The sequence below is a fragment of the Chelatococcus sambhunathii genome (assembly GCF_001418005.1).
Taxonomy (GTDB): Bacteria; Pseudomonadota; Alphaproteobacteria; order Rhizobiales; family Beijerinckiaceae; genus Chelatococcus_A; species Chelatococcus_A sambhunathii.
The window spans coordinates 92,063-114,954 of record NZ_LIOL01000001.1 but is presented as its reverse complement, the minus strand read 5'-3'; the positions used below and the strand labels follow the sequence as shown (position 1 = coordinate 114,954).

Genomic DNA, 22,892 nt, shown 5'->3' with positions numbered 1-22,892 from the left:
TCCCGGATCGCATTCCGATTCGCAGCATGCGTCCAGGATACGAGCTTGCGCCGGGGTGCGGCGGTCTGCAATTCTCCCGCCTGCCGCCGCCTCACCGCATCAGCGCACGCATCGCCCGGTCGAGGCCGTCGAGCGTCAGTGGAAACATGCGGTCACCGATCAACTGGCGCACCATGGTGATGGAGCGGGTGTAGCCCCAGCGCTCCTCGGGCAGCGGGTTGAGCCACACGCTCTTTGGGAATTGCGTGAACAGCCGCTGCAGCCAGACCTCGCCCGCCTCCTCGTTCCAGTGCTCCACGGAGCCGCCGGGCATGGCGATTTCGTAGGGGCTCATGGAGGCATCGCCGACGAAGACGGCGCGATAGTCCGACGGGAAGGTGCGGATGACATCAAGCGTGGGGATCGTCTCCTCGAACCGGCGGCGGTTCTCCTTCCACAGCTGCTCATAGGGACAGTTGTGGAAATAGAAGTGCTCGAAGTGCTTGAACTCGGAACGTGCGGCGGAGAACAGCTCCTGCGCCTTCTCGACGTGCCAGTCCATGGAGCCGCCGACGTCGAGGAAGAGCAGCACCTTCACCGCATTGTGCCGATCCGGCACCAGCCTCACGTCGAGATAGCCCTTGTGGGCCGTGGCGCGGATGGTGTCGTCGAGGTCGAGCACCTCGGCGGCGCCGGTGCGCGCGAAGCGGCGCAGGCGCCGGAGCGCTAGCTTGATGTTGCGCGTGCCGAGTTCGACCGTGTCGTCGAGGTCCCTGAACTCGCGCTTGTCCCACACCTTGACGGCGCGGAAGTTGCGGTTGCCGTCTTGGCCGATGCGGATGCCTTCGGGATTGTAGCCGTAGGCGCCGTAGGGCGAGGTGCCGGCAGTGCCGATCCACTTGCTTCCGCCCTGGTGCCGCTCCTTCTGCTCGGCCAGGCGCTGGCGCAGCGTCTCGAACAGCTTGTCCCAGCCCATGGCCTCGACCTGCCGCTTTTCCTCTTCCGTCAGGTAGCGCTCGGCGAGCCTGCGCAGCCATTCTTCGGGAATGGTGGCCTTTTCAATAGCCGGACCGAGGGTCTTCAGCCCCTGGAAGACAGTGGCGAAGACGCGGTCGAACTTGTCGAGGTTGCGCTCGTCCTTCACGAGGCAGGTGCGGGCGAGATAGTAGAAGTCCTCCACCTTCTTCTCGGCGAGGTCCGCTTCCAGCGCGCCGAGCAGGGTCAGGTATTCCCGCAAGGTGACGGGGATCGTCGCGGCACGCAGGGCGGTGAAGAAGTCGAGGAACATGCCGGCAATCTAGCAGGCCTCGCAGCGCCGCGCGACGGCTCGAAAAAGGGGCCGCCGGGCATGCCGGCGGCCAAGGTGCTGGGTTGACGGGTCTCGAAACGACCGACCGAGGGCCGGGCGCTTACTGCTGCTGAGCCGGCGGGGCCGGCGGAGCGCCACGGTGGTGGAAAGCGGCGTGGCGCATGCGATGGCCGTCACCGCGCATGCCAGCGCGCATCAGCACGTCGAAGCGGCCCTTCTGCGCCTCGTCGAGGCTGTCGTAGAGCGGCTTGGCGGCCTCGGCCAACTTCTTCATCTCGGCGGCTCGCTTCTCCATGAAGTCGGCGCGCATCTCCAGGCGCTCGATGGCACCGGTACGTTCCTTGCCCTCGGCACGGCTCTCGCGCCGTTCCCGCATGGCGTCGGCACGGGCCTTGGCCATGTCGCGCAGGGCGGTTTCGAGGGCCGGCCAGTTCTTCTCCTGGTCGGCCGTGAGCTTGAGGCCCTCCTTCAGGCCGGCGATGCGCGCGTCGAGGAATGCCGCCCGGTCGGCTTCGCTGAAGCGGGGGCCGCGCTTCTCGGCCTGCTCGGCCCGCGGCCCGGCGCCGGGCTGCGGGCCATTCTGGGCCATGGCCATGAGGGGAGTGACGGCAACGCCCGCCGCAAGGGTCGCTGCAACGATCGTTTTCTTCATCGTGGTCCTCCATTCGATGTGGACCAAGGATGGGCCTCAGGATGCCCGATTTCAAATTAAACTTCCGCAATGTTGCGGTAATGAAATTGCTTGAGAATATGAATGACCGTTCATTTCAATTAAAATATGCCGATTATTTCTGTATTTGTAAATTTATATCGCAGTGCATGCATGGATTTAATGTGAATTTTGCATGAATATCGGCCGTCAATGTGCGTTTCGGGCCGGATTAATACCAGAATGGCCCGGGCCTGCCCCAATACCGGCCCCAGGCGGCCTGCCGGTTCATCATGGCCGTCATCTGTTGCTGGTCGGCAAGGTTCTGCTCGAAGACCATCCGCTGGTACGTGCCGTAGGCGGTCTGGTCGCCATAGAAGACGCAGCGGCAGACGGTTGGGTCGGCATAGAGATAGACGACGTTGCCGTTGATGATCCGCCGCACGAAGCGGTTTGGCGGCAGGGCCTCGATGGAGGCACGCATGCCGGGCGTATCCGCCGGGCGGATCCGGAAACCGGCCGCCACCAGCATGTTCTCCCGGCTCTCGATCGTCGAGGTGCATCCGGTGAGGGCAAGACAAGCCGCGACGGTGCACAGGGCTGCAGTTGCCTTCATGTCGGCCTCCTCCGTCAGCGGTCGGTCAACGGCCGGGTGGCCATTCTATCAGAAACGGACAGGGGCACCGACAGTCAGGGCGTTCCTGCGACGCGTCCCGCGGGGATCCGATGTCGCGGGCCGGTGCTCATGGCTCGCGCGCTTCGCGCATGGCGCGCAGTTCGTTGCGGAAGAGGTCGCGCCGGTCGTGCACGGCGGCGATCGCCAGTCCCATGGGCACGCCGAGATGGACGAGGGAGGCTTCCGAGAGCTGGAGGCTCGCCTCGATGGTCTCGGGGACCGCATGCGTCACGCCGAGACCATAGAGGTGCCGGGCGTGGCGCGCATCCCGGGCTCGCGCGAGGATCTTGATGCCAGGCGTCAGGGCCTTCGCCTGGCGGACGATCTCGTCGACGGCCGTGGAGGCATCGACGGTGATGATCAGGCCGGCGGCGTCGGCGATGCCACACAGGCGCAGGTATTCGCGCCGGGTCGCGTCGCCGTAGAAGACGTTGCGGCCGTGGCGGCGCTCCGCGGTGACGGTTGCCACGTCCCGGTCGACTACCAGATGATCGATCGCCTGGGCCGACAGCATGTCGGAGACGAGGCGGCCGACGCGGCCGCATCCGATGACGATGGCATGCCCGTGCTCTCCCGGCTCGGGTTGCATCTGCGCTTCGGGGGGCAAGGCTCCTGGGCGGTCGAAGCGCCCGGCCGCGATGGCGCCGAGGCGCGCGAGCAGGGGAATGAACACCATCGTCACGGCCGTTGCCGCGATGGCTATGTCGCTCACCGGGCGGGGGACGACGGCCAAGGCGGCGGCGTGAGTGAGCAGGACGAAGGCGAACTCGCCGCCGGGGCCGAGCAGCAGGGCGCTCTCGGTCGCCACCGCGTGGCCGCCGGAGAAGAGACGCACGAGGCCGTACACGATGAGCGTCTTCACGACGACCGCCGCGGCGGCTGCGCCGACGATGACGCCGGGCTGGCGCGCAATGCCGCCGATGTCCACCATCATGCCGACGCTGATGAAGAAGACGCCGAGGAGCAGTCCCTTGAAGGGCGCGATCATCACCTCGATCTCCCGGCGGTATTCCGTCTCGGCGAGAAGCAGCCCGGCGATGAAGGCGCCGAGCGGCATGGACAGGCCCGCTGCGCCGGTCGCGAGCGCCGTGCCGACGACGACGAGGAGGGCCGCCGCCATGAACAGCTCGGGGCTGTCGGCGGCCGCGACGAGGCGGAAGAAGGGGCGCAGGGCCCGCCGGCCGATCAGGACGATGACCGCGATGGCGAAGACCGCTTGGCCGATGGCGATGACGAAGCCTGTCGCCACGGAGCCTTCCTCGCGCGCGCCGAGCACGCCGACGAGGAAGAGGAGCGGCACCACCGCAAGGTCCTGGAACAGGAGGACGGCGAAGCTCGTGCGCCCGGCGGAGGTGCCGAGGCGCCGGCGCTCGGCGAGCGATTCAAGCACGATAGCGGTGGAGGACAGGGCAAGGGCGCTGCCGATGACGAGCGCCTCCGCCGCCGCGCCGCCTGCGAGAGCGACGCCGAGGCCGAGCGCTGCGCCGCAGGTCACCACCTGAGCGAAGCCGAGCCCGAAGACGAGGCGCCGCAGAGTCCACAGGCGGGCCCAGGACAATTCGATGCCGATGACGAAGAGCAGGAACACGACACCGAATTCCGCGATGCGCGCCATCAGTTCCTGGTCGGAGATGGTGAGGTAGCGCAGCACCGGCACCTCGCCGACCAGGTTGCCGAGCCCGTGCGGCCCGAGCACGGCCCCCACTCCGAGGAAGCCGAGGACCGGGCTGATGCGGAGGAGCTTGACCATGGGCACGGCCGCACCGGCCGCAGCGAGAACGAGGAGGGCGTCCTTGTAAGTCTCGACTGGTACTGTCGCTGTCATCGCCCGCCCATGCGCGCCGCGGCGCAGAATCCGCATCCGCTCCCGGCATCATGGGCGAGCGGCAGCCGCCGATGCAATCGCGGATATGGGGCATCGGCAGCGAGGAACAGGCAGTCGCGGCGCAGAGCGAGGCCTAGACGATGCAGACCGTGCGGTGCCTGCGGCGAGGCGCGAGCGCCGGTTCCCGGGTCGCATTCCGCTTCGCTGCATGCGCCCGGGAAACGAGGTTGCTCCCCGTATGGGACGGCTGCCTTTTCCCCGACTGCCGACTGCCGACTGCCGACTGCCGACTGGCTAAGCCACCGACAGCGCCTGCGTCAGATCGGCAATGAGGTCATCCGGGTGCTCGATACCGATCGACATGCGGATGGTGGCGTCGCTGATGCCGATGCGCTCGCGCGTTTCCTTCGGCACGCCGGAATGGACGGTCGTCGCCGGATGGCAGACGAGCGATTCCGTGCCGCCGAGGCTCACCGCCAGCTTGAAGATGCGCAACGCGTTGAGGAAGCGGAAGGCGGCCGCCTCGCCACCGCGGATGTCGAAGGAGAAGGTGGTGCCGGCCGCATCGCACTGGCGCGCGAAGGTGCGCCGGGCCGGGCTCTCGGCGGGCAGCAGCGTCGGGTAATAGACGCGCGCCACCTTCTCGTGGCCGGCGAGGAAGGCGGTGACCGCCTCGGCGTTACGGCAGGCGGCGCTCATGCGCAGGCTGAGCGTCTCCAGCGAGCGGGCGATCATCCAGGCCGAATGCGGGTCGAGCTGGGTGCCGATGGCGCCGCGCAGCAGCTTGATGGGCTTCACCAACTCGCGCCGGCCGAGCACCGCCCCCGCCACGAGGTCTGAGTGGCCGCCGACGTATTTGGTCAGCGAATAGACTGACAGGTCCATGCCGTGGGCGAGCGGCTTCTGGAACAGCGGGCCGAGCAGCGTGTTGTCGCAGGCGACGATCGGGCGATGGCCCTGCCTGTCGCCGATCTCATCGGCGATGCGGCGCACGAGCGCGAGGTCGACGAGGCTGTTGAGCGGGTTCGACGGCGTCTCGACGAAGACGACGCTGACGCGGCCCTTCGCCATCGCCGCCTCGGCCGCGGCGCGCACGGCCACTTCGTCGACACCGTCGATGAAGCCGACCGCATCGATGCCGAAAGGCTTCATGGTCCTGGCGATCAGCGTTTCCGTGCCGCCGTAGAGCGGCTGCGAATGCAGGATGACGTCGCCCGGCCGGGCGAAGGCGAGCAGCGTCGTGGCGATGGCCGACATGCCGCTCGAGAAGATGGCACCCATCTCGGCGCCCTCGAAGATGGCGAGGCGATCCTCGACGATCTCGCTGTTGGGGTGGTTGAAGCGCGAATAGACGAGGCCCGGCTCGGTGCCCGGCTCCGGCTCGCGCCGGCCCGCGGTGAAATCGAAGAAGTCGCGTCCTTCCTCCGCCGAGCGGAAGACGAAGGTGGAGGTCAGGAAGACCGGCTGCTTCACCGCTCCTTCCGAGAGGGCGGGGTCGTAGCCGTAGCCCAGCATCAGCGTCTCGGGATGGAGCTTGTGATTGCCGATCTTGTCCTTGTGGTAGTCAGACGATGCCATGACAAGCGTTCCCTCGATTGGCGGTTTGCCCGTCCCGCCGGCCGCGAGGCCCGACGGATCTGTCTCAACGTTAGTGTGCGCCCTTTGGCATTGCTCGGCCAATCGGATCGCGCAAATGTGCGCGCACAGGCAGGAACTGCCAGAATGGAGGGGGAATGGGGCAGATGTCGCTCGACGCGACCGACCGCCGCATGTTGCGCCTGCTGCAGGGCAACGGGCGCATGACCAACCAGGAGCTGTCGGAGCGCATCGGCCTGTCGCCGTCGCCGTGCCTCAGGCGCCTGCGCCGGCTGGAGGAGGCGGGCGTCATCCGCGGCTATGCCGCCAAGGTCGACCAGAAGGCCTACGGCCTGCCCGTCACCGTCTTCGTCTCGGTGCGGCTGACACGCCAGAACGAGGAGGAGATCGCGGCCTTCGAGCAGGCGGTCGCCGGCTGGGACGAGGTGAGCGCCTGCTATCTGATGACGGGCACGCAAGACTATCTCCTGCACGTCGTCGGCGAGGGCATCGAGGCCTACGAGCGCTTCGTCAAGACGCGGCTGACGCGCCTCAGGTGCATCGCCGCCATCGAATCGAACTTCGTGATGGGCGTCGTGAAGGAGGGGGCCGTCTTTCCGGAGGTGGCGGGGTAGGCCCCCGTCATGCCCGCGCTCGTCGCGGGCATCCACGCCGCGACGCAGGCGCGGGGTCGAAGGGCGTGGATGGCCGGGACAAGCCCGGCCATGACGAACGGGGGAGGTTGTGCCACGCTCGTTCCGCTCCGTTTGCGTACCCGTCTCCGCCGTCATGCCCGCGCCCGTCGCGGGCATCCACGCCGCGACGCTGGCGTGGGGGCGGAAGGGCGTGGATGGCCGGGACAAACCCGGCCATGACGGGTGGGGGAGGTTATGCCACTCCTCCCGTTCCATTTGCGTACCTGTCTCCGCCGTCATGCCCGCGACAATCGACGGCATGACGGCGGGGCGGGCTTTCGTCGAGAGGCGTGCCCCGCTTGCCCCGTCCCCGTCCGCTCCCTACTGTCGCCGGCGAGGCTGCGCCCCCCGGTTTCAGGAGACGACATGCGGTTTGACGGCACCGATACCTATGTGGCCACGGAGGATCTCAAGGTCGCGGTCAATGCGGCCATCGTGCTGGAGCGTCCGCTCCTCGTGAAGGGCGAGCCCGGCACCGGCAAGACCGTGCTCGCCGAGGAGATCGCGCGGGCCGTCGGCGCGCCGCTCATCACCTGGCACGTCAAGTCCACCACCAAGGCGCAGCAGGGGCTCTACGAATACGACGCCGTCTCGCGCCTGCGCGACAGCCAGCTGGGCGACCCGCGCGTCTCCGACATCGCCAACTACATCAAGCGCGGCAAGCTGTGGGAGGCCTTCGTGTCGGAGCGGCGCCCGGTGTTGCTCATCGACGAGATCGACAAGGCCGACATCGAGTTCCCCAACGACCTCCTGCTCGAGATCGACCGCATGGAGTTCCACGTCTACGAGACGGGCGAGACCGTGCAGGCACGCCAGAGGCCCATCGTCGTCATCACCTCCAACAACGAGAAGGAGCTGCCGGACGCCTTCCTGCGCCGCTGCTTCTTCCACTACATCCGCTTTCCCGATCACGAGACCATGGCCCGGATCGTCGAGGTGCACTATCCCGGCATCAAGAAGCGCCTCGTCGAGGAGGCGCTGCGCCTCTTCTTCGATATCCGCGACGTGCCCGGCCTCAAGAAGAAGCCGTCGACCTCGGAGCTCATCGACTGGCTGAAGCTCCTCATGGCCGAGGACATCGACGCCGAGACCCTGCGCGAGCGCGACACGCGCAAGCTTATCCCGCCTCTGCACGGGGCGCTCCTCAAGAACGAGCAGGACGTCGGGCTTTTCGAGAAGCTGGCGTTCCTGGCGCGGCGCGAGGGGCGGTAGGCGCACCGAGATGCCCGCGCCAGCAGATTAGTATGATGACCTGAAATTGGTGTGCACGTCGATCCTCCCCCGCATGGGGGAGGTGGCGCCGCGAAGCGGCGACGGAGGGGGCCTGCGGGGTGGCATTTACGCGCGCCGTACCCGGAATTGACCCCACCCGTCTCGCGCCTTTGGCGCGATCCACCCTCTCCTTGAGGGGAGGGATCAAGCCAAGTCAACTGCCCCGACTTGAATGCATAATGCTGTGGGCTCGCTGGCAATCCCTGGGATCTCAAGCGATCTGAGCGGAGCGTCCGGAAGGCGGAGCCGCCCCCACCTGTAACCCCTCCCCGCACAAGCGGGGGGAGGGGAATTGCATTCAGCGCTCCTCCAAGAACCGCCGCAGCGCCCGGCCGACGTTCTCGATGTGGGCGCGCAGCAATTCACAGGCATCGTCGATGCGCCCCGCGCGGCAGAGGTGCACGAGCTCGGCGTGCTCGGCCTCGGCCCGTTCCATGCCGCCGGTCAAGGACAGTTGCAGACGCGTGTGGCGGTCGCAGTCCTGCAGGAGGTTGGCGACGATGCCGGCGGTGCGCGGCTTTTCGGCACGGCTGTAGAGCAAGAGGTGGAACGCGCGGTTGAGCTCGCCCCAGCGGCTGACGTGCCGGGCGCGCAATTCGTCGCTGTATTCCTCCAGGATGCGGTCGAGGCGGGCGTAGTCGTCGTCCGACAGCTGCGGGGCAGAGGCGGCGAGGAGGCGCGGCTCGAGGAGGAGGCGCAGTTCGAACAGCTCCTCGATCTCGGCGAGCGACAGTTCCGGCACCACGGCGCCGCGGTGCGGATGGATCTTTACGAGCCCCTCGGCCTCGAGCTGCATCAGCGCCTCGCGCACGGGAATGCGGCTGACGGCGAACTCGGTGGCGAGCGCATCCTGCCTGAGCTGGCTGCCGGCCGGCACCTCCCCGTCGAGGATGCGCCGGCGCAGCTCGGCGGCGACGGCGGCCGAGATGGTGCGGTGCTGAACCGTCTTGCGGAGCGGAGAGGTGAGGGGGGTGCCGTCCATCGGGGTCCCGGTGTGCGCTTGACAGCATGAATTTTATACAATCTACAATTCATGGCAATCTCACCATCCGGAGAACGGCCATGGCAGCGCGCATCGGCTGGGAAGGTGTCTTCCCCGCAGTCACCACGCAGTTCCGCGCGGATTTCAGCCTCGACATCGAGGCGACCCACAAGGTGATGGCCGGGCTGATCGACGACGGCGTTTCCGGCCTCATCGTCTGCGGCACCGTAGGCGAGAACACCTCGCTCTCGCGGCCCGAGAAGGTAGCGGTGATGGAGGCGGCGAAGGATGTCGCCCAAGGGCGCGTGCCGGTCATCGCCGGCATCGCCGAGTTCACCACCACCTTCGCCGCCGAGACGACGCGGGAGGCGGCGCGGGTCGGGCTCGACGGCATCATGGTGATGCCGGCGCTCGTTTATTCGGCCAAGCCCCACGAAACGGCGGCGCATTTCCGCGGCGTCGCCGGGGCCACCGACCTGCCGGTGATGGTCTACAACAACCCGCCGATCTACAAGAACGACGTCACGCCCGACATCCTCGCTTCGCTCGCCGATTGCGACACCATCGTCTGCATCAAGGATTCCTCCGGCGACACGCGCCGCTTCACCGACATGCGCAACATGGTGGGCGAGCGCTTCGTGCTCTTCGCCGGGCTCGACGACGTGGTGGTGGAGAGCGTGATGCTGGGGGCCGCCGGCTGGGTGTCGGGCATGTCGAATGCCTTTCCCCGCGAGGGCGAGACGCTGTTCCGCCTCGCGCGCGCCGGGCGCTTCGAGGAGCTGCGGCCGCTTTACGACTGGTTCATGCCGCTGCTCCATCTCGATGCGCGGCCCGACCTCGTCCAGTGCATCAAGCTGTGCGAGGAGATCATGGGTCGCGGCTCCGCCCTGACGCGCCCGCCGCGGCTGCCGCTCACGGGCGAGGAGCGCCGGGCGGTCGAGGACGTCATGCAAAAGGCGCTCGCCACGCGCCCGGCGCTGCCGGACGTCGGGCTGAAGAGCGCGGCCTGACAGACGGAGGCGGACCATGGCGCGCCACACCTTCTTCTGCATCGACGGGCACACCTGCGGCAATCCGGTCCGGGTCGTCGCCGGCGGCAGCATCCCGCGGCTCGAGGGCGAGACCATGTTCGCCCGCCGGCAGCATTTCCTTGCCGAATACGACTTCATCCGCACCGGCCTCATGTTCGAGCCGCGCGGGCACGACATGATGTCGGGCGCGATCCTCTATCCGCCGACGCGGGAAGACTGCGACGTCGGCATCCTCTTCATCGAGACCTCCGGCTGCCTGCCCATGTGCGGCCACGGCACCATCGGCACGGTGACGATCGCGCTCGAGAACGGGCTCGTCCGTCCGAAGATGCCGGGCGTATTGAGGCTCGACACGCCGGCGGGGCTCGTCGAGGCGCGCTATGTCGAGAACGGGCCGTTCATCGAGCGCGTGCGCATCACCAACGTGCCGTCCTTCCTCCTCGGCACGGGCTATGACGTTGCGGTGGAGGGGCTCGGGCCGCTCAGGGTGGACGTCGCCTACGGCGGCAATTTCTACGCCATCGTCGAGCCGCAGGAGGGCTACGGCGATCTTGCCGAGGTGAACCCCTCCGACATCCTGCGCTGGAGCCCAAAGCTCAGGCAGGATTTCAACGCCCGCCACCGTATCGCCCATCCCGAGAACCCGGCCATCGACCGGCTGACCCATGTCATGTGGACGGGCCGGCCGAAGACGCAGGAGGGAACCGCGCGCAACGCCGTGTTCTACGGCGACAAGGCCATTGACCGCTCGCCCTGCGGCACCGGCACGTCGGCGCGCATGGCGCAGCTCGCGGCGCGCGGGGCCCTACGCGAAGGGGATGTCTTCGTCCATGAAAGCATCATCGGCTCGACCTTCTCCGGCCGCATCGAGGCATGGGCGAAGGTCGGCGGGCACGATGCGATCATCCCCTCCATCGAGGGCTGGGCGCGCGTCACCGGCTTCAACACCATCGTCATCGACGACCGTGATCCCTTCGCCCACGGCCTCCAGGTGGTCGACGGCATCGGCTGAGACAGGGGGCATCCCGGCGGGCTGCCCTTGCGTGGCCGGGGCGGGATGCCTAGCTTGGCGCCCATGCTTCGCCTCATGCTCCTTCGTCACGCCAAATCCGCCTGGCCCGCCGGCGCCGCCGATCACGAACGGCCGCTCGCGCCGCGCGGGCGCGAAGCCGCGCCGCTCATGGGGCGCTACCTTGCCGGCGAGCATCTGGTGCCCGACCTCGCGATTGTCTCGACGTCGAAGCGCACGCAGGAGACATGGGCCCTCGTCGCGCCCGCCTTCGCCGAGGAGGTGCCGAAACGCGACGAGCGGCGCATCTACGAGGCGAAGACGGACGCCATCCTCGCCGCCATCCGCTCGACCGGGCCGGACGTGCGCACGCTGCTCGTCATCGGTCACAACCCGGGCTTTGCCGATCTCGCGACGCGACTCGTCGGCCACGGCGACCGCTATGCCTTTGCCCGCCTGCGCCAGAAATATCCGACGGCGGGGCTCGCCGTGATCGATTTCGACGTCGCGTCCTGGGCCGACGTGGCCGATCACGGCGGGCGGCTCGACCGCTTCGTCACGCCGAAGATGATCGGGGGCGAGGATGAGGACTGAGGCCGGCACGGACGCGGAGCGCGCCTGATGCCGCCGTCCTTCCTCGACGGCACGGTCGATGCGCTGAAGAGCCTCGCCGAATATGCGGCCGGCGCGGTGCGGCCGACGCTGCGCCTCGGCGTCACCGGCCTCGCGCGCTCGGGCAAGACCGTCTTCACCACGGCGCTGGTGCATCACCTCACGGGCGTAACGCCCATGCCCGTGTTCCGTGCCTCGGCCGAAGGGCGGATCCGCCGTGCGCGGCTCGCACCGCAGCCGGACGATACGGTGCCGCGCTTCGCTTACGAGGACCATCTTGCGGCGCTGACGGGCCCCGGCCGGCAATGGCCGCAGTCGACCAACCGCATCGCCGAGCTGCGCGTCGAGATCGACTACGAGCGCCGGCCCGGCTGGCGGTCCGGCCCGGCGACGCTCGCGCTCGACATCGTCGACTATCCCGGCGAGTGGCTGCTCGACCTCGGCCTGCTCGACCTCTCCTATGCCGAATGGTCGCGTGCGACGCTCGAGGCGAGCCGGCGGCCGGAGCGGGCGCAGCTCGCCGCCGCCTGGCACGCGCATCTTGCGACGCTCGCGCCCGAGAAGCCTGCAGTCGAGGCGGAGATGGTCGCCGCGAGCGACCTCTTCAAACAGTACCTGTCGGCGTTGCGCGCCGGTCCCGAAGCAGTGGCGACGACCCCGCCGGGCCGCTTCCTGATGCCGGGCGACCTCGCCGGCTCGCCGGCCCTGACCTTTGCGCCGCTCGACGTCAGGCCCGGCGCCCCGCACGCGCCGGCGAGCCTCGCGAGCCAGATGGAGCGGCGCTTCGAGGCCTACAAGAACCATGTGGCGCGGCCTTTCTTCCGGGAGCATTTCTCGCGGCTCGACCGCCAGATCGTGCTCGTCGACGTGCTGGCGGCGCTCGATGCCGGGGCGCGGGCGGTCGGCGAGCTCGAAGGCGCGCTCGACCAGGTGCTCGGCGCCTTCCGGGCCGGCCGCAACACGCTCGTCAGCAGCCTCTTCGCCCCGCGCATCGACAAGGTGCTCTTCGCCGCCACGAAGGCCGACCATCTGCATCGCAGCGACCATGCGCGGCTCGACGCCATCCTGCGGCTCCTCGTCGAGCGCGCCATCCGCCGCTCGGAAGGGGCAGGGGCGCGCGTCGACACGCTGGCGCTCGCCTCGGTGCGGGCGACGCGCGAGGCAAGCGTGCGCGAGGGCGGCGAGCGGCTGCCAGCCATCGTCGGCGTGCCGTGCGCGGGCGAGCGCGTGGGCAACGAGGTCTTCGACGGCGAGGGCGAGGCGGCCATTTTCCCCGGCGAACTGCCCGATGACCCGAAGGCGATCTTCTCCGGCGCCGTCGTTCCCGGCAGCCTGCGCTTCCCGCGCTTCCGCCCGCCGCTCAGAGTGCCGGATGCCGCCGGCCGCATGCCGCCGCTGCCGCACATCCGCCTCGACCGGGCGCTCGAATTCCTCATCGGCGATCGATTGGCCTGACGACATGAGCAAGGGACCGCGCGCCTTCCGCCTCGACGAAATGCCGCCCGACCGGGAGCGGCAGACGATCGAGCTTTCGCCCGGCATCGTCGTCGAGCACGAGCCGGAGGAGGCCATCGCCGACGAGGAGGCGGTGACGGCACGCCCGCCGCGGCGCCGGCGCCTGCCATGGCTCGGCATGCTGCTCTCCGCGCTCGGCGGGCTGCTGCTGCTCGCGCTGGGGCTCGGCGTCGAGCGGCTCGTGCGCGATCTCATGGCGAGCTACCCGGCCCTCGGCTGGTTCGCCCTCGCGCTGGCAGCGCTGGCGCTCGCCGGCCTCCTCGGTATCGTCGTGCGCGAAATGCTCGGCATGCTGCGCGAGCGGCGCATCGAGGGGCTGCAGAAAGAGGCCGCGCGCATCCTCGCCGACAAGGACGAGGTGGGAGCGCGCAAGCTCGTCGCCGATGTCGCCGCCCTCTATGCCCGGAGGCCGGAGACGGCGCGCGCCCGGGGGCGCCTCGCCGATCTCGGAGATGCCGTGATCGACGCGTCGGAGCTTCTCGGCCTTGCGGAGCGGGAACTGCTCGCGCCGCTCGACCGGCGGGCGCGAAGGCTGGTGGCGGAGACGGCGCAGCAGGTTTCGGTCGTCACCGCGCTCAGCCCCCGTGCCATCGTCGATGTCGCCTTCGTGCTCTATTCTGTCGCGCGGCTGATGCGCCGCATCGCGGCGCTTTATGGCGGGCGGCCGGGCACGCTCGGCTTCCTGCGCCTTGCCGGCAACGTGCTGTCGCATCTCACCGTGACGAGCGGCATCGCAATGGGCGACAGCCTGCTGCAGCAGGTGATGGGGCTCGGGCTCGCCGCGCGCGTCTCGGCCAAACTCGGCGAGGGTGTCGTCAACGGCCTCCTGACGGCGCGCGTCGGCCTTTCGGCCATCGCCGTCTGCCGCCCCCTGCCGTTCACAGCGCTCGAGCCGCCGGTCCTCGGGGACGTGGCCTCGAGCCTCTTCGACCGCTCGGCAGCGAAGCCTCCGGAAGGGCAGTAAGGGTCGCCGTCCGACGGCCGCCGGCGCAAGGCGCATTGACGTTGCGGGAACGATTTCCCACAACGGGCGCGGTTCGCAACGCCGATCGTGCAGCCTCCCCGCTGCGCCGGCGCGTGGCGGGGGCTGTGGACACCGATCTATGCTGTTCAATTCCTTTGCGTTTCTTCTGGCGTTCCTGCCGCTGGCGCTCGCCCTGCACTGGCTCGCCGAGCGATTCGCGCCGGCCGCCCGGCTGCCGCTGCTCCTCGTCCTATCCTTCATCTTCTATGGCTACTGGGATGTGCGCTTCATCCCGCTCTTGGCACTGTCGATCCTTATCAACTGGGTGATGGCGCAGCTCTTCGTCAGGACCCGCCTCGCCACGCTCATCGTCGCGGCCATCGCCGCCAACCTGACGGTGCTCGGCATCTTCAAATATGCGGCCTTCTTCGCCGATCTCGCCAATGCGGCGGCGGACCTCGGCCTGCCGCGCTACGAGTTCGCGCTGCCGCTCGGCATCTCCTTCTTCACCTTTCATCACGTGATGTATCTGGTCGATCTGAGGGCCGGGCGGGCGCCGCGGTTCGACCTCATCCGCTACGGTCTCTACATCGGCTTCTTCCCGCAGGTGCTGGCCGGACCGCTGGTGCGCTGGACCGAGCTGATGCACCAGCTCGACGAGCGGCCCTATCTGCGCAGCGATGCCGCCCAGCGTTTCGCGCAGGGGCTGATGCTGCTCACCGTCGGGCTTGCGAAGAAGGTGCTGATCGGCGATCCGCTCGCGGGCTACGCCAATCCCGTCTTCGAGGCTGCCGCGAACGGCGGCGCGCTCACGACGCTGCAGGCCTGGCAGGGCACGCTCGCCTTCACCTTCCAGATCTATTTCGACTTCTCCGGCTACACCGACATGGCGCTCGGCATCGCGCTGATGTTCGGCGTCGTGCTGCCCCAGAACTTCGAGGTGCCCTACCGCGCCGTCTCGCTGCAGGATTTCTGGCGGCGCTGGCACATGACGCTGTCGCGCTTCCTGCGCGACTATCTCTACATCCCGCTCGGCGGCAACCGGCATGGCCTGTCCATCCAGCTCTTCGCGCTGTTCGCCACCATGACGCTCGGCGGCCTGTGGCACGGGGCCGGCCTCACCTTCATCTTCTGGGGCATCGCCCACGGCCTCGGCCTTTGCGCGGGCATTCTCTGGCGGCGCACGGGCGTCGTCATGCCGGCCGTGCTCGGCTGGGCGCTGACCTTCCTGTTCGTGGCGCTGACGTGGGTGCTATTCCGCGCCACCAGTTTCGACGCGGCGATGCGGCTCTATGAGGCGATGTTCGGCTTCGCCCCCTTCGGCTCGGGCTTCAAATGGCGTGCGCTGGTGATCGCGGCGCTCGTCGCCATGATCGGGCCCACCGCCTGGGCGGCCGTTCACCGCCTGCCGCCCAACCGCTGGCTCGCTGTGGCCTTCGCCCTCCTTTTCGTGGTCATCCTTCTCAAGATCGGCGACGATGCCAACTACGAGTTCATCTACTTCCAGTTCTGAGGCGGGCGATGCGGCGCCGTGGCGCCGCTTCGCCGCGACCTTCGTCGGGGCCGCGGTCCTGACCGTCGGCATCGTGCTCGGCGCGGTCGTCGTGCTCGATCCGTATGACACGGGGCGCGGCCCGGTCGACTGGGGCGTCGGCGTCTCTCCCCAGGGGCCGCGCACGGCCAATGCGAGCCGGGGCCGCGACCCGTCCTTCAATGCCGCCGTCATCGTCAATTCGCACGTCCAGCTTCTCTCGCCCGAGCGGCTGTCGGCCGGGACGGGGCTGTCCTTCGTCTCGCTGATCGTGCCGGGCACCGGCGCGCGCGAGCAGGTCGCCATGCTCGACTGGTTCGTCAGGCATCACGAGGGAACGGCGCGGGCGGTCGTGCTCGGCATCGACGAGTTCTGGTGCGAGGGCGACCCGCGCTGCCGCTGCGCCATCCCTTTCCGTTCTGGCTCTACGACGCGGACGTCCTGTCCCACCTCAAGGGGCTGCCGCGCTTCGACGTCGTGGAACGCCTCGGCGAACGCGTGGCCTTCCTCGCCGGCTACGGCGAGCGGGCGCGGCCGGACGGCTACTGGGACTACGCGCCGGAATATCTCGGCATGGGCTATGACGGGCCCGACAAGGTGAAGGACCTGTCCGTGCCGCGGCCGACCATGCAGGCAGACCCCACGGGACGGTTCCCGGCGGCCGTGCTGTTGCGGGAGGTTCTTGCAGGGCTGCCGCCCGATCTCGTCGTCGTCCTCATCTCGCCGCCGGTCTTCATCGCCGGGCTGCCGGCCGCCGGCAGCGAGGAGGCGGCCAACGAGGGCCGCTGCATGGCGGCCTTCGCGGCCCTCGCGGCCGGGCGCCCGCGGACCGCGTGGCTCGACTGGCGCAGCGACAGGCCGGAGAATCGCGACCCGGCCAACTTCTTCGACAAGACCCACTATCGGGCGTCGCTGGCGCACGAAGTCGAGCGGGCTGTCGCGCAAGCGGTGAGCAAAATGACAGCGGCCGAGTGAGAAGGCAGGCCCTCCGCATGGTGTCATCTCGAAAAGCGGGCCAAGTCGCAAAAGTTCGACAAAAGGAGAGTGTCAAACCGCGTTGTCGGGGCTGGTGCGGACCGCTATATAGGCGCCACTCCGGGGAATGCCTCGGGCTGGTCATGGGATGAGAGCAGAAGCCACGCATGCCTGAAATCGAACTCGAGGAAGGCTACCGGCCATCTGAAGACGAGCCTTTCATGAACGAGCGGCAGCGGGACTATTTCCGCCGGAAGCTCAATGCCTGGAAGGACGAGATTCTACGAGAGAGCCGCGAGACGCTGGCGGCATTGCAGAACGAGAGTGAGAACCACCCCGACATTGCCGACCGTGCCTCGTCCGAGACGGATCGCGCCATCGAGCTTCGGGCGCGCGACCGGCAGCGCAAGCTGATCGCCAAGATCGACGCGGCGCTGCAGCGCATCGAGGACGGCACCTACGGCTATTGCGAGGAGACGGGTGAGCCCATCTCCCTGCGGCGTCTGGAAGCGCGGCCAATCGCCACCTTGTCGCTCGAGGCGCAGGAGCGGCACGAGCGCAACGAGCGCGTCTACCGCGACGACTGACGGTCATTGCAGCGTTGTTATCGCGACGGCGGCGCGGGCTGTCAGGGGGCCGCGCCGTCCGCCTTTCTGCGCTCCATGAAGCGTGCCTGGTTGTCGGCGACAACATTGCCGTAGGTCGCCGCCCAGCGGGCGAGCGCGTCGAGCACGGGATCGAGCGACCAGCCGAGTTGCGTCAGCGTGTACTCCACCTTGGGCGGCACGACCGGATAGACCTTGCGCAGGACAAGGCCGGCGGCCTCCATCTCGCGCAGCTGTTTCGTCAATTCCTTCTGCGTGATGCCTGGAATGGCGCGGGCGAGCTGCGTGAAGCGCAGCGGCTCGCCCTTCGCCCGCACCAGTTCCACGAACACCGGCACCGCCCATTTGTTGGCGATGACATCGAGCGTGCTGCGGATGCGACGATGGCAGGTGCAGGGGCCGAGATCTTCGCGCAGGAAGGCGGCACTGGCGCCGCGATGGCCGATAGTATCCATCTGGTATGTATAGCACGAAAAGCTGCCTTCTTGCATATCGAAATCAGCAGGGCCATACCGGCTTCCCCAACTGGAGGAACCCGATGATCACCCTTCACTATGCGCCCGGCGCCTGTTCCATCGCGGCCCATATCGTCCTCGAGGAAATCGGCCAGCCGTTCGAGGCGCGACCGGTCTCGCTGCGCAAGGGCCAGCAATACGAGCCCGCCTACCTCGCCATCAATCCGCGCGGCAAGGTGCCGGCCCTGAGCACCGCCGAGGGCATCGTGACGGAGAATGTCGCGATCCTCACCTACCTCGCCGATCTTGCCCCGGAGAAGGGGCTCCTGTCGCGCGACGGCTTTGCCCGCGCGCAGGCGCTGTCGTGGCTCGGCTTCCTGACGAGCGAGCTGCACGGCAGCTACGGGCCGCTCTTCGCGCCCCAGCGCTTCATCGACGGGGAAGAGGTGCAGGCCGCCCTCAAGGAGAAGGCACGCACCCGCCTTGCCGGCAACCTCGCGGATGTCGACGGCCGGCTCGCGGGCCGCGACTGGGCGCTCGGCGACTTCTCGGTTGTCGACGCCTATCTCTATCCCTTCTTCCACTGGGCGAAGACCTACATGGGCTTCGACATGACGCCCTACGCGAACTACTCCGCCCATCATGCCCGCATGCAGGCGCGGCCGTCCGTCCAGCGCGTCCTCGCCCGAGAACAGGCGGGCCAGGCGCTGCTCGACGCCGCCTGACGGCGGCAGGACCGGCAGGAAAGAAACGGCCCGGGTTTCCGTCCGGGCCGTTCCGCATTCCGCCTTATAAGCGCCGTCTACTTGTCCTTCGCCGGCTCGCCGCGGCCGAGCAGACGGGCGAACTCCGCCTCGATACTCTCCACCGAGAACGGATCGGGCCTGTCGCTGTCCGGCTTTGGCGCAGGCCGCTCCGCCGGCGTCACCGCGAGCGGCGCGGCGCTCTTCGCCGGCGCCTGTGGCAGAGGCTCGCCGGGATTCGTCACGGGAAGAGCCGCCCCGTCCGGCCGCGCCTCGGGGGGCCTGGGAGGCTCCTGGCGGGGCGGCTCGGGCGGTGGCGAGATCGGACGGGCCGGGCCGGGCGCAGACATGACGGGCACCTGCGATGAGGTCTGCGGCGTGCCCGGCGCCTTGGCAGCGGCCGGTGGCGGTGCGCTGCCGGCGGGCCTGTCCTCACGACGCATCGACCAGGCGTTGGCCGGTCGGGCGGAAGCCGCTATGCCGCCGCTGGCCGGTCCGCCGGTCGATGTCGGGGCCGGGGCGACGCGCGGTGCAGCCGGCGGCGCTGCAGCCGGTGCTGCCGGGCGCGGACCGAAGGTGTTCGCGGGCGGAACGGCTGGGGTCTCCGGCCGGGCCGGTGGCACCGCTTTCGTCAGTTCCCGTGCCAGCTCTTCGGCGAGTTGGGCGGAAAGGTCGGGAGCGGGCGCCTGCTGGGAGGTCGCGGGGGCCTGCTGGGAGGTCGCGGGGGCCTGCGGCCGGGGCGGCCCGGCGGCTTCCCGCACGGCCGGACGCGGCGCTGCCGGGGGCGGCGTTGGTGTTGCAGGCTGGGCCGTGGCGGTGCTCGATGGCCGGGCAGCCGAGAAGGGACGTTTCAGAGCCTCCTCGAGTTGACGGGCCATCGAGGATAGAGCCTTGTCCTCGGCGGGCTTGGCCGGTGCAGGAGGAGCCTCCCCGACCGGTTCTGCAGGGGGCTCGCTGCGCGCGGCGGCGGGCGCGCCGGCGCTGGCTGCAGTCGTCGGTGCCGGGGCCATCGGGGGCGGAACGGGTCTGGCGGACTGCGCGGCAGGCGCCGGCGGGAAAGGCGGGGGTACCGGCATCACGGGAGCCGTCGGTGCGGCCGGCGCAGGTCCCGGGGTCTGAACAGGCGAAACGTGGGCCGGCTGGCGGGGCTCGTCGCGTTCATCGTCGTCGAAACTGTCGCGCGGCTCGACCGCGGCCGGGCGCAGGGACGGCTGCGGCTCCAGGCCGGGAATGACGGGCGCGACCGTCGCCTCGAAGCCTGGCAGCGGCGCACCCGCGCGCGCCGCGCCGCGGATGATGCTGCCCTCGATCAGCACGTCCGTCGGCCCGCCGATCATCACGAGGTGCTCGACATTGTCGCGCCGGACGAGAACGAGCTGGCGCTGGCGGTCGAGATCGAAGACGTCGACGATGCCGAGCCGCGGCTGGCGGGCACGCGGAGAGGAGGAGCCAGCGACGCGACTGCGCCCGGCGGTGGCCCGCCGAACGGCGAGCGCCACCAGCGCCACCACGCCGAAGATGATCGCGAAAGCGATGAGATATTGGCCTGCGTTCGAGATTTCCATGCCGAACAACATGCGCGTGGCATGTTTCCCAAGTCATTCCACCACCGGACCCCTCCGGCAGTATCCCACATGGCGCGCAGCGTAAAGCGCTTTGCCGCAAAGGTTAATGCCGGAACAGCGCCAATGGCCTCAGAAATACGCCATTTCAACGGCATTTACGGTTCGTTTACCATAAGGGCGGCAATTTTTTCCGCCCCGCGGGGAGCGGACAGGAGCTGGCCATGGCGCGCCGCTCGCCTCGGTGTGCCAGAAGGCAGATGCCTGCGGCGTGGATCATCCATGTCTTGCGGCAATTGGGTCTCGGGACAGGCGCGAGAATCTGTCATTAGTCATGCATCAATCGCCTGAGGAGAGGCCGAAAGGCATGAGCGAGACGACCGCCGCGACCACGCTCGACCGCTCGGAACGGTCCGGCCATGCCGGGCTGCTGCTGCTGCTCGCCGGGCTCCTCGTCGCCGCCGTGCTGTCGTTGAGCCTCCTGTCGGACGAGAAGGCACAGATCTTCATCGTCGCCTTCCTGGCGATCCTCGCGGTCGCCGGCATCTTCTGCCTCTTCGGCCTTGCCGTCGGTGTCCTGCAGTTCGCCGGCCGTGTCGCGCGCAACGATCTTACCAAGCTGATGGCCGACACCGCGACCGAGGGCCTCATCGTCGTCGAGGGCGACGGGCGCGTGATCTATGCCAACGGCGCCTTCCTCACCCTGAGCGGCTGCCGCACGGCGGCGGAGGTGCGCACGGTCGAGCGGCTGTTCACCGGCGCGCCGGAGGTGTCGGAGGCGATCTACCGCCTGTCGCAGGCGGTGCGCGAGGGGCGGGCGGCCGGCGAGGAGATCCGCCTCGCGCCGGCGCTGAACGGGGCGGAGGCCGCCTGGTACCGTGTGCGCGTGCGCCCGCTCGCCCGCCCCGGCGGGCGCAAGGCCGCGCTCTGGACCATCGCCGACGTGACGCGCGAGCGTGAGCGCCAGGAAAACGTCTTCCAGGAGCTGCAGCATGCCATCGACTATCTCGACCACGCGCCGGCCGGGTTCCTGTCCATCGATCCGGCGGGCGAGATCGTCTACATGAACGCGACGCTCGCCGGCTGGCTCGACCACGACCTCGCGCAGGTTGGCTCCGGCGGCCTCAGCGTGGCCGACGTCGTGCCGCCGAACGCGGCGGCCCTGATCGGCGCCGTCACCGGCGGCCCCGGCGAGGTGCGCACGGAGATCATCGACGTCGACCTGCGCCGGCGTGGCGGCCAGTCGCTGCCCGTGCGGCTCTTCCACCGCGTCGCCTTTGGGGCCGACGGGCGGCCCGGCGCCTCGCGCACGCTCGTGCTCAACCGCTCGCCGGGCGAGGACGTGGCCGAGGGCCAGCGCGCCGCCGAAGTGCGCTTCGCCCGTTTCTTCAACGACACGCCCGTGGCGATCGCCGCCGTTGGCCGGCGCGGCGAGATCTTGCGCAGCAATGCCGCCTTTGCCCGCCTGTTCGGCGCGCCCGGCGAGCGCACCATCACCGGCGTCGTGGCTGAGCGGGATGAGGATGCGCTGGGCAATGCCCTCGCCGCGGCGGGGGAGGGGCGCGGCGACATCGTGCCGCTCGACGTTGCCATCCGGGGCGCCGAGGACCGCTCGGCCCGCATCTACGTCAGCGGCGTGGCGGATGCGGAGGGCGACGGCGAGGCCGCCATCGTCTACGCGCTCGAGACGACGGAGCAGCGGGCGCTCGAGGCGCAGTTCGCCCAGGCCCAGAAGATGCAGGCGGTGGGCCAGCTCGCCGGCGGCGTCGCGCACGACTTCAACAACGTGCTGCAGGCCATCATTGGCTATTCGGACCTGCTGCTCGCCAACCACCGGCCGACGGACCCGTCCTTCCAGGACATCATGCAGATCAAGCAGAATGCCAACCGGGCGGCGAGCCTGGTGCGGCAGCTGCTCGCCTTCTCGCGGCGGCAGACCCTGCGTCCGCAGGTCATCCAGCTTTCCGACAGCCTGTCCGATCTGTCGCTGCTGCTGAAGCGCCTCATCGGTGAGCGCATCGAGCTCGAACTGCGCCACGGGCGCGACATGTGGCTGACCAAGGCCGACGTCAACCAGTTCGAACAGGTGATCGTCAACCTCGCCGTCAACGCGCGCGATGCCATGCCGGACGGCGGCAAGCTGTCGATCCGCACGCAGAACGTGCCGGCGCAGGAGGTGGCGGCGTACGGCTACAAGGCGGTGCCCGAGGCCGACTATGTCCTGGTCGAGGTGTCCGATACGGGCACCGGCATCCCGCCGCATGTGCTCGACAAGATCTTCGAGCCCTTCTTCACGACCAAGGATGTCGGCAAGGGGACCGGCCTTGGCCTCTCCACCGTCTATGGAATCGTCAAGCAGACCGGCGGTTTCATCTTCTGCGACAGCACGGTTGGCGCAGGCACCACCTTCCGCATCTTCCTGCCGCGGCATGTGCCCGCGGAGCAGGAGGCGGCGCCCAAGGCTGGGGCAGCGAAGACGCTCGCGGCCGATCTCACGGGCCGCGGCACGATCCTGCTCGTCGAGGACGAGGAGGCGGTGCGCGCCTTCGGCGCCCGCGCGCTCACGTCGCGCGGCTACACCGTGCTCGAGGCAAGCTCCGGCACGGAGGCGATGGCCATCGTCGAGGGACTCGACCAGCCGGTCGACCTCGTCGTCTCGGACGTGGTGATGCCAGAGATGGACGGGCCGACCCTGCTGCGTGCGCTGCGCGAGCGCTTTCCGAGCCTCAAGATCATCTTCGTGTCGGGCTATGCGGAGGACGCCTTCAAGAAGAACCTGCCCGAGGGCGAGCAGTTCACCTTCCTGCCGAAACCCTTCAGCCTCAAGCAGCTCGTCGAGGCGGTCAAGACGCAGCTGAAATGACGGCGTCGCCGGGCCGGGAGCCCGGCGCGCGCGGTGCGAACAAAAAAAGAACTTTGTGAACGGGA

General features: G+C 68.9%; 20 protein-coding genes. 12 read left to right on the top strand and 8 right to left on the bottom strand.

The window, feature by feature from the left end:
* Positions 1-91 precede the first annotated feature (91 nt).
* The 5 genes from ASC46_RS00595 to ASC46_RS00575 form a co-directional block, all read right to left on the bottom strand.
* Entirely contained in the window at positions 92-1,267 is a 1,176-nt protein-coding gene (locus ASC46_RS00595) for a vWA domain-containing protein (protein WP_055457367.1), read from the bottom strand.
* Positions 1,268-1,388: 121 nt separating this feature from the next.
* Positions 1,389-1,940: a Spy/CpxP family protein refolding chaperone gene (locus ASC46_RS00590; RefSeq protein WP_055457366.1), complete on the bottom strand. Its 552-nt coding sequence runs from the start codon at positions 1,938-1,940 to the stop codon at positions 1,389-1,391.
* Positions 1,941-2,169: 229 nt separating this feature from the next.
* On the bottom strand, positions 2,170-2,553 hold the full coding sequence (locus ASC46_RS00585; RefSeq protein ID WP_055457365.1) for a hypothetical protein: 384 nt from the start codon (positions 2,551-2,553) through the stop codon (positions 2,170-2,172).
* A 127-nt stretch (positions 2,554-2,680) separates the two neighbouring features.
* Positions 2,681-4,438 (bottom strand): cation:proton antiporter domain-containing protein, encoded by a 1,758-nt coding sequence (locus tag ASC46_RS00580; protein ID WP_055457876.1) that lies wholly within the window; start codon positions 4,436-4,438, stop codon positions 2,681-2,683.
* A gap of 294 nt (positions 4,439-4,732) precedes the next feature.
* The gene (locus ASC46_RS00575) at positions 4,733-6,016 is read right to left on the bottom strand and encodes a cystathionine gamma-synthase family protein (RefSeq protein ID WP_055457364.1); all 1,284 of its coding nucleotides are present in this window, start codon (positions 6,014-6,016) and stop codon (positions 4,733-4,735) included.
* A 155-nt stretch (positions 6,017-6,171) separates the two neighbouring features.
* Here ASC46_RS00575 and ASC46_RS00570 point away from each other — a divergent pair, with 155 nt between their 5' ends.
* Positions 6,172-6,648 (top strand): Lrp/AsnC family transcriptional regulator, encoded by a 477-nt coding sequence (locus ASC46_RS00570; RefSeq protein WP_055457363.1) that lies wholly within the window; start codon positions 6,172-6,174, stop codon positions 6,646-6,648.
* Positions 6,649-7,074: 426 nt separating this feature from the next.
* The gene (locus ASC46_RS00565) at positions 7,075-7,920 is read left to right on the top strand and encodes an AAA family ATPase (RefSeq protein ID WP_055457362.1); all 846 of its coding nucleotides are present in this window, start codon (positions 7,075-7,077) and stop codon (positions 7,918-7,920) included.
* 358 nt (positions 7,921-8,278) lie between these two features.
* On the opposite strand, the gene ASC46_RS00560 is transcribed toward ASC46_RS00565, so the two are convergent.
* The gene (locus ASC46_RS00560) at positions 8,279-8,962 is read right to left on the bottom strand and encodes a GntR family transcriptional regulator (protein WP_055457361.1); all 684 of its coding nucleotides are present in this window, start codon (positions 8,960-8,962) and stop codon (positions 8,279-8,281) included.
* 80 nt (positions 8,963-9,042) lie between these two features.
* Between ASC46_RS00560 and ASC46_RS00555 the strand changes: the two genes are divergently transcribed.
* The 8 genes from ASC46_RS00555 (at position 9,043) to dksA (ending at position 17,186) form a co-directional block, all read left to right on the top strand.
* Positions 9,043-9,972: a dihydrodipicolinate synthase family protein gene (locus ASC46_RS00555; protein WP_055457360.1), complete on the top strand. Its 930-nt coding sequence runs from the start codon at positions 9,043-9,045 to the stop codon at positions 9,970-9,972.
* A 16-nt stretch (positions 9,973-9,988) separates the two neighbouring features.
* Positions 9,989-11,005: a 4-hydroxyproline epimerase gene (locus ASC46_RS00550; protein ID WP_055457359.1), complete on the top strand. Its 1,017-nt coding sequence runs from the start codon at positions 9,989-9,991 to the stop codon at positions 11,003-11,005.
* A gap of 63 nt (positions 11,006-11,068) precedes the next feature.
* The gene (locus ASC46_RS00545) at positions 11,069-11,596 is read left to right on the top strand and encodes a SixA phosphatase family protein (RefSeq protein ID WP_096335309.1); all 528 of its coding nucleotides are present in this window, start codon (positions 11,069-11,071) and stop codon (positions 11,594-11,596) included.
* Positions 11,597-11,623: 27 nt separating this feature from the next.
* Complete coding sequence (locus ASC46_RS00540; RefSeq protein WP_055457357.1) at positions 11,624-13,069, top strand: YcjX family GTP-binding protein; 1,446 nt, start codon at positions 11,624-11,626, stop codon at positions 13,067-13,069.
* 4 nt (positions 13,070-13,073) lie between these two features.
* A complete protein-coding gene (locus ASC46_RS00535) occupies positions 13,074-14,093 on the top strand; it encodes a YcjF family protein (RefSeq protein WP_055457356.1) in 1,020 nt (339 codons plus the stop codon).
* 139 nt (positions 14,094-14,232) lie between these two features.
* Positions 14,233-15,606: an MBOAT family O-acyltransferase gene (locus ASC46_RS00530; protein ID WP_055457355.1), complete on the top strand. Its 1,374-nt coding sequence runs from the start codon at positions 14,233-14,235 to the stop codon at positions 15,604-15,606.
* A 393-nt stretch (positions 15,607-15,999) separates the two neighbouring features.
* On the top strand, positions 16,000-16,599 hold the full coding sequence (locus ASC46_RS00525) for a hypothetical protein (protein WP_055457354.1): 600 nt from the start codon (positions 16,000-16,002) through the stop codon (positions 16,597-16,599).
* Between the two features lie 167 nt (positions 16,600-16,766).
* Entirely contained in the window at positions 16,767-17,186 is a 420-nt protein-coding gene (dksA, locus tag ASC46_RS00520) for an RNA polymerase-binding protein DksA (RefSeq protein WP_026015273.1), read from the top strand.
* Between the two features lie 41 nt (positions 17,187-17,227).
* Here dksA and ASC46_RS21820 read toward each other — a convergent pair whose 3' ends face one another.
* Entirely contained in the window at positions 17,228-17,695 is a 468-nt protein-coding gene (locus ASC46_RS21820) for a winged helix-turn-helix transcriptional regulator (protein WP_280949160.1), read from the bottom strand.
* Between the two features lie 47 nt (positions 17,696-17,742).
* Between ASC46_RS21820 and ASC46_RS00510 the strand changes: the two genes are divergently transcribed.
* Positions 17,743-18,384 (top strand): glutathione S-transferase family protein, encoded by a 642-nt coding sequence (locus ASC46_RS00510; protein WP_055457353.1) that lies wholly within the window; start codon positions 17,743-17,745, stop codon positions 18,382-18,384.
* A gap of 77 nt (positions 18,385-18,461) precedes the next feature.
* Here ASC46_RS00510 and ASC46_RS00505 read toward each other — a convergent pair whose 3' ends face one another.
* A complete protein-coding gene (locus ASC46_RS00505; RefSeq protein ID WP_055457352.1) occupies positions 18,462-19,979 on the bottom strand; it encodes a hypothetical protein in 1,518 nt (505 codons plus the stop codon).
* Between the two features lie 352 nt (positions 19,980-20,331).
* On the opposite strand from ASC46_RS00505, the gene cckA reads away from it, so the two are divergent.
* Positions 20,332-22,827: a cell cycle histidine kinase CckA gene (gene cckA, locus ASC46_RS00500; RefSeq protein WP_055457351.1), complete on the top strand. Its 2,496-nt coding sequence runs from the start codon at positions 20,332-20,334 to the stop codon at positions 22,825-22,827.
* Positions 22,828-22,892: the final 65 nt, after the last annotated feature.

Excerpts from the sequence above, each read along its gene's own strand:
- ASC46_RS00565 (WP_055457362.1), top strand. The coding sequence starts at position 7,075 with ATGCGGTTTGACGGCACCGATACCTATGTGGCCACGGAGGATCTCAAG.
- ASC46_RS21820 (WP_280949160.1), bottom strand. The coding sequence starts at position 17,695 with ATGCAAGAAGGCAGCTTTTCGTGCTATACATACCAGATGGATACTATC.
- ASC46_RS00510 (WP_055457353.1), top strand. The coding sequence starts at position 17,743 with ATGATCACCCTTCACTATGCGCCCGGCGCCTGTTCCATCGCGGCCCAT.
- ASC46_RS00545 (WP_096335309.1), top strand. The coding sequence starts at position 11,069 with ATGCTTCGCCTCATGCTCCTTCGTCACGCCAAATCCGCCTGGCCCGCC.
- ASC46_RS00590 (WP_055457366.1), bottom strand. The coding sequence starts at position 1,940 with ATGAAGAAAACGATCGTTGCAGCGACCCTTGCGGCGGGCGTTGCCGTC.
- ASC46_RS00540 (WP_055457357.1), top strand. The coding sequence starts at position 11,624 with ATGCCGCCGTCCTTCCTCGACGGCACGGTCGATGCGCTGAAGAGCCTC.
- ASC46_RS00560 (WP_055457361.1), bottom strand. The coding sequence starts at position 8,962 with ATGGACGGCACCCCCCTCACCTCTCCGCTCCGCAAGACGGTTCAGCAC.
- ASC46_RS00530 (WP_055457355.1), top strand. The coding sequence starts at position 14,233 with ATGCTGTTCAATTCCTTTGCGTTTCTTCTGGCGTTCCTGCCGCTGGCG.
- ASC46_RS00575 (WP_055457364.1), bottom strand. The coding sequence starts at position 6,016 with ATGGCATCGTCTGACTACCACAAGGACAAGATCGGCAATCACAAGCTC.
- ASC46_RS00585 (WP_055457365.1), bottom strand. The coding sequence starts at position 2,553 with ATGAAGGCAACTGCAGCCCTGTGCACCGTCGCGGCTTGTCTTGCCCTC.
- ASC46_RS00595 (WP_055457367.1), bottom strand. The coding sequence starts at position 1,267 with ATGTTCCTCGACTTCTTCACCGCCCTGCGTGCCGCGACGATCCCCGTC.
- ASC46_RS00535 (WP_055457356.1), top strand. The coding sequence starts at position 13,074 with ATGAGCAAGGGACCGCGCGCCTTCCGCCTCGACGAAATGCCGCCCGAC.
- ASC46_RS00555 (WP_055457360.1), top strand. The coding sequence starts at position 9,043 with ATGGCAGCGCGCATCGGCTGGGAAGGTGTCTTCCCCGCAGTCACCACG.
- cckA (WP_055457351.1), top strand. The coding sequence starts at position 20,332 with ATGAGCGAGACGACCGCCGCGACCACGCTCGACCGCTCGGAACGGTCC.
- ASC46_RS00505 (WP_055457352.1), bottom strand. The coding sequence starts at position 19,979 with ATGTTGTTCGGCATGGAAATCTCGAACGCAGGCCAATATCTCATCGCT.
- ASC46_RS00570 (WP_055457363.1), top strand. The coding sequence starts at position 6,172 with ATGGGGCAGATGTCGCTCGACGCGACCGACCGCCGCATGTTGCGCCTG.
- dksA (WP_026015273.1), top strand. The coding sequence starts at position 16,767 with ATGCCTGAAATCGAACTCGAGGAAGGCTACCGGCCATCTGAAGACGAG.
- ASC46_RS00580 (WP_055457876.1), bottom strand. The coding sequence starts at position 4,438 with ATGACAGCGACAGTACCAGTCGAGACTTACAAGGACGCCCTCCTCGTT.
- ASC46_RS00550 (WP_055457359.1), top strand. The coding sequence starts at position 9,989 with ATGGCGCGCCACACCTTCTTCTGCATCGACGGGCACACCTGCGGCAAT.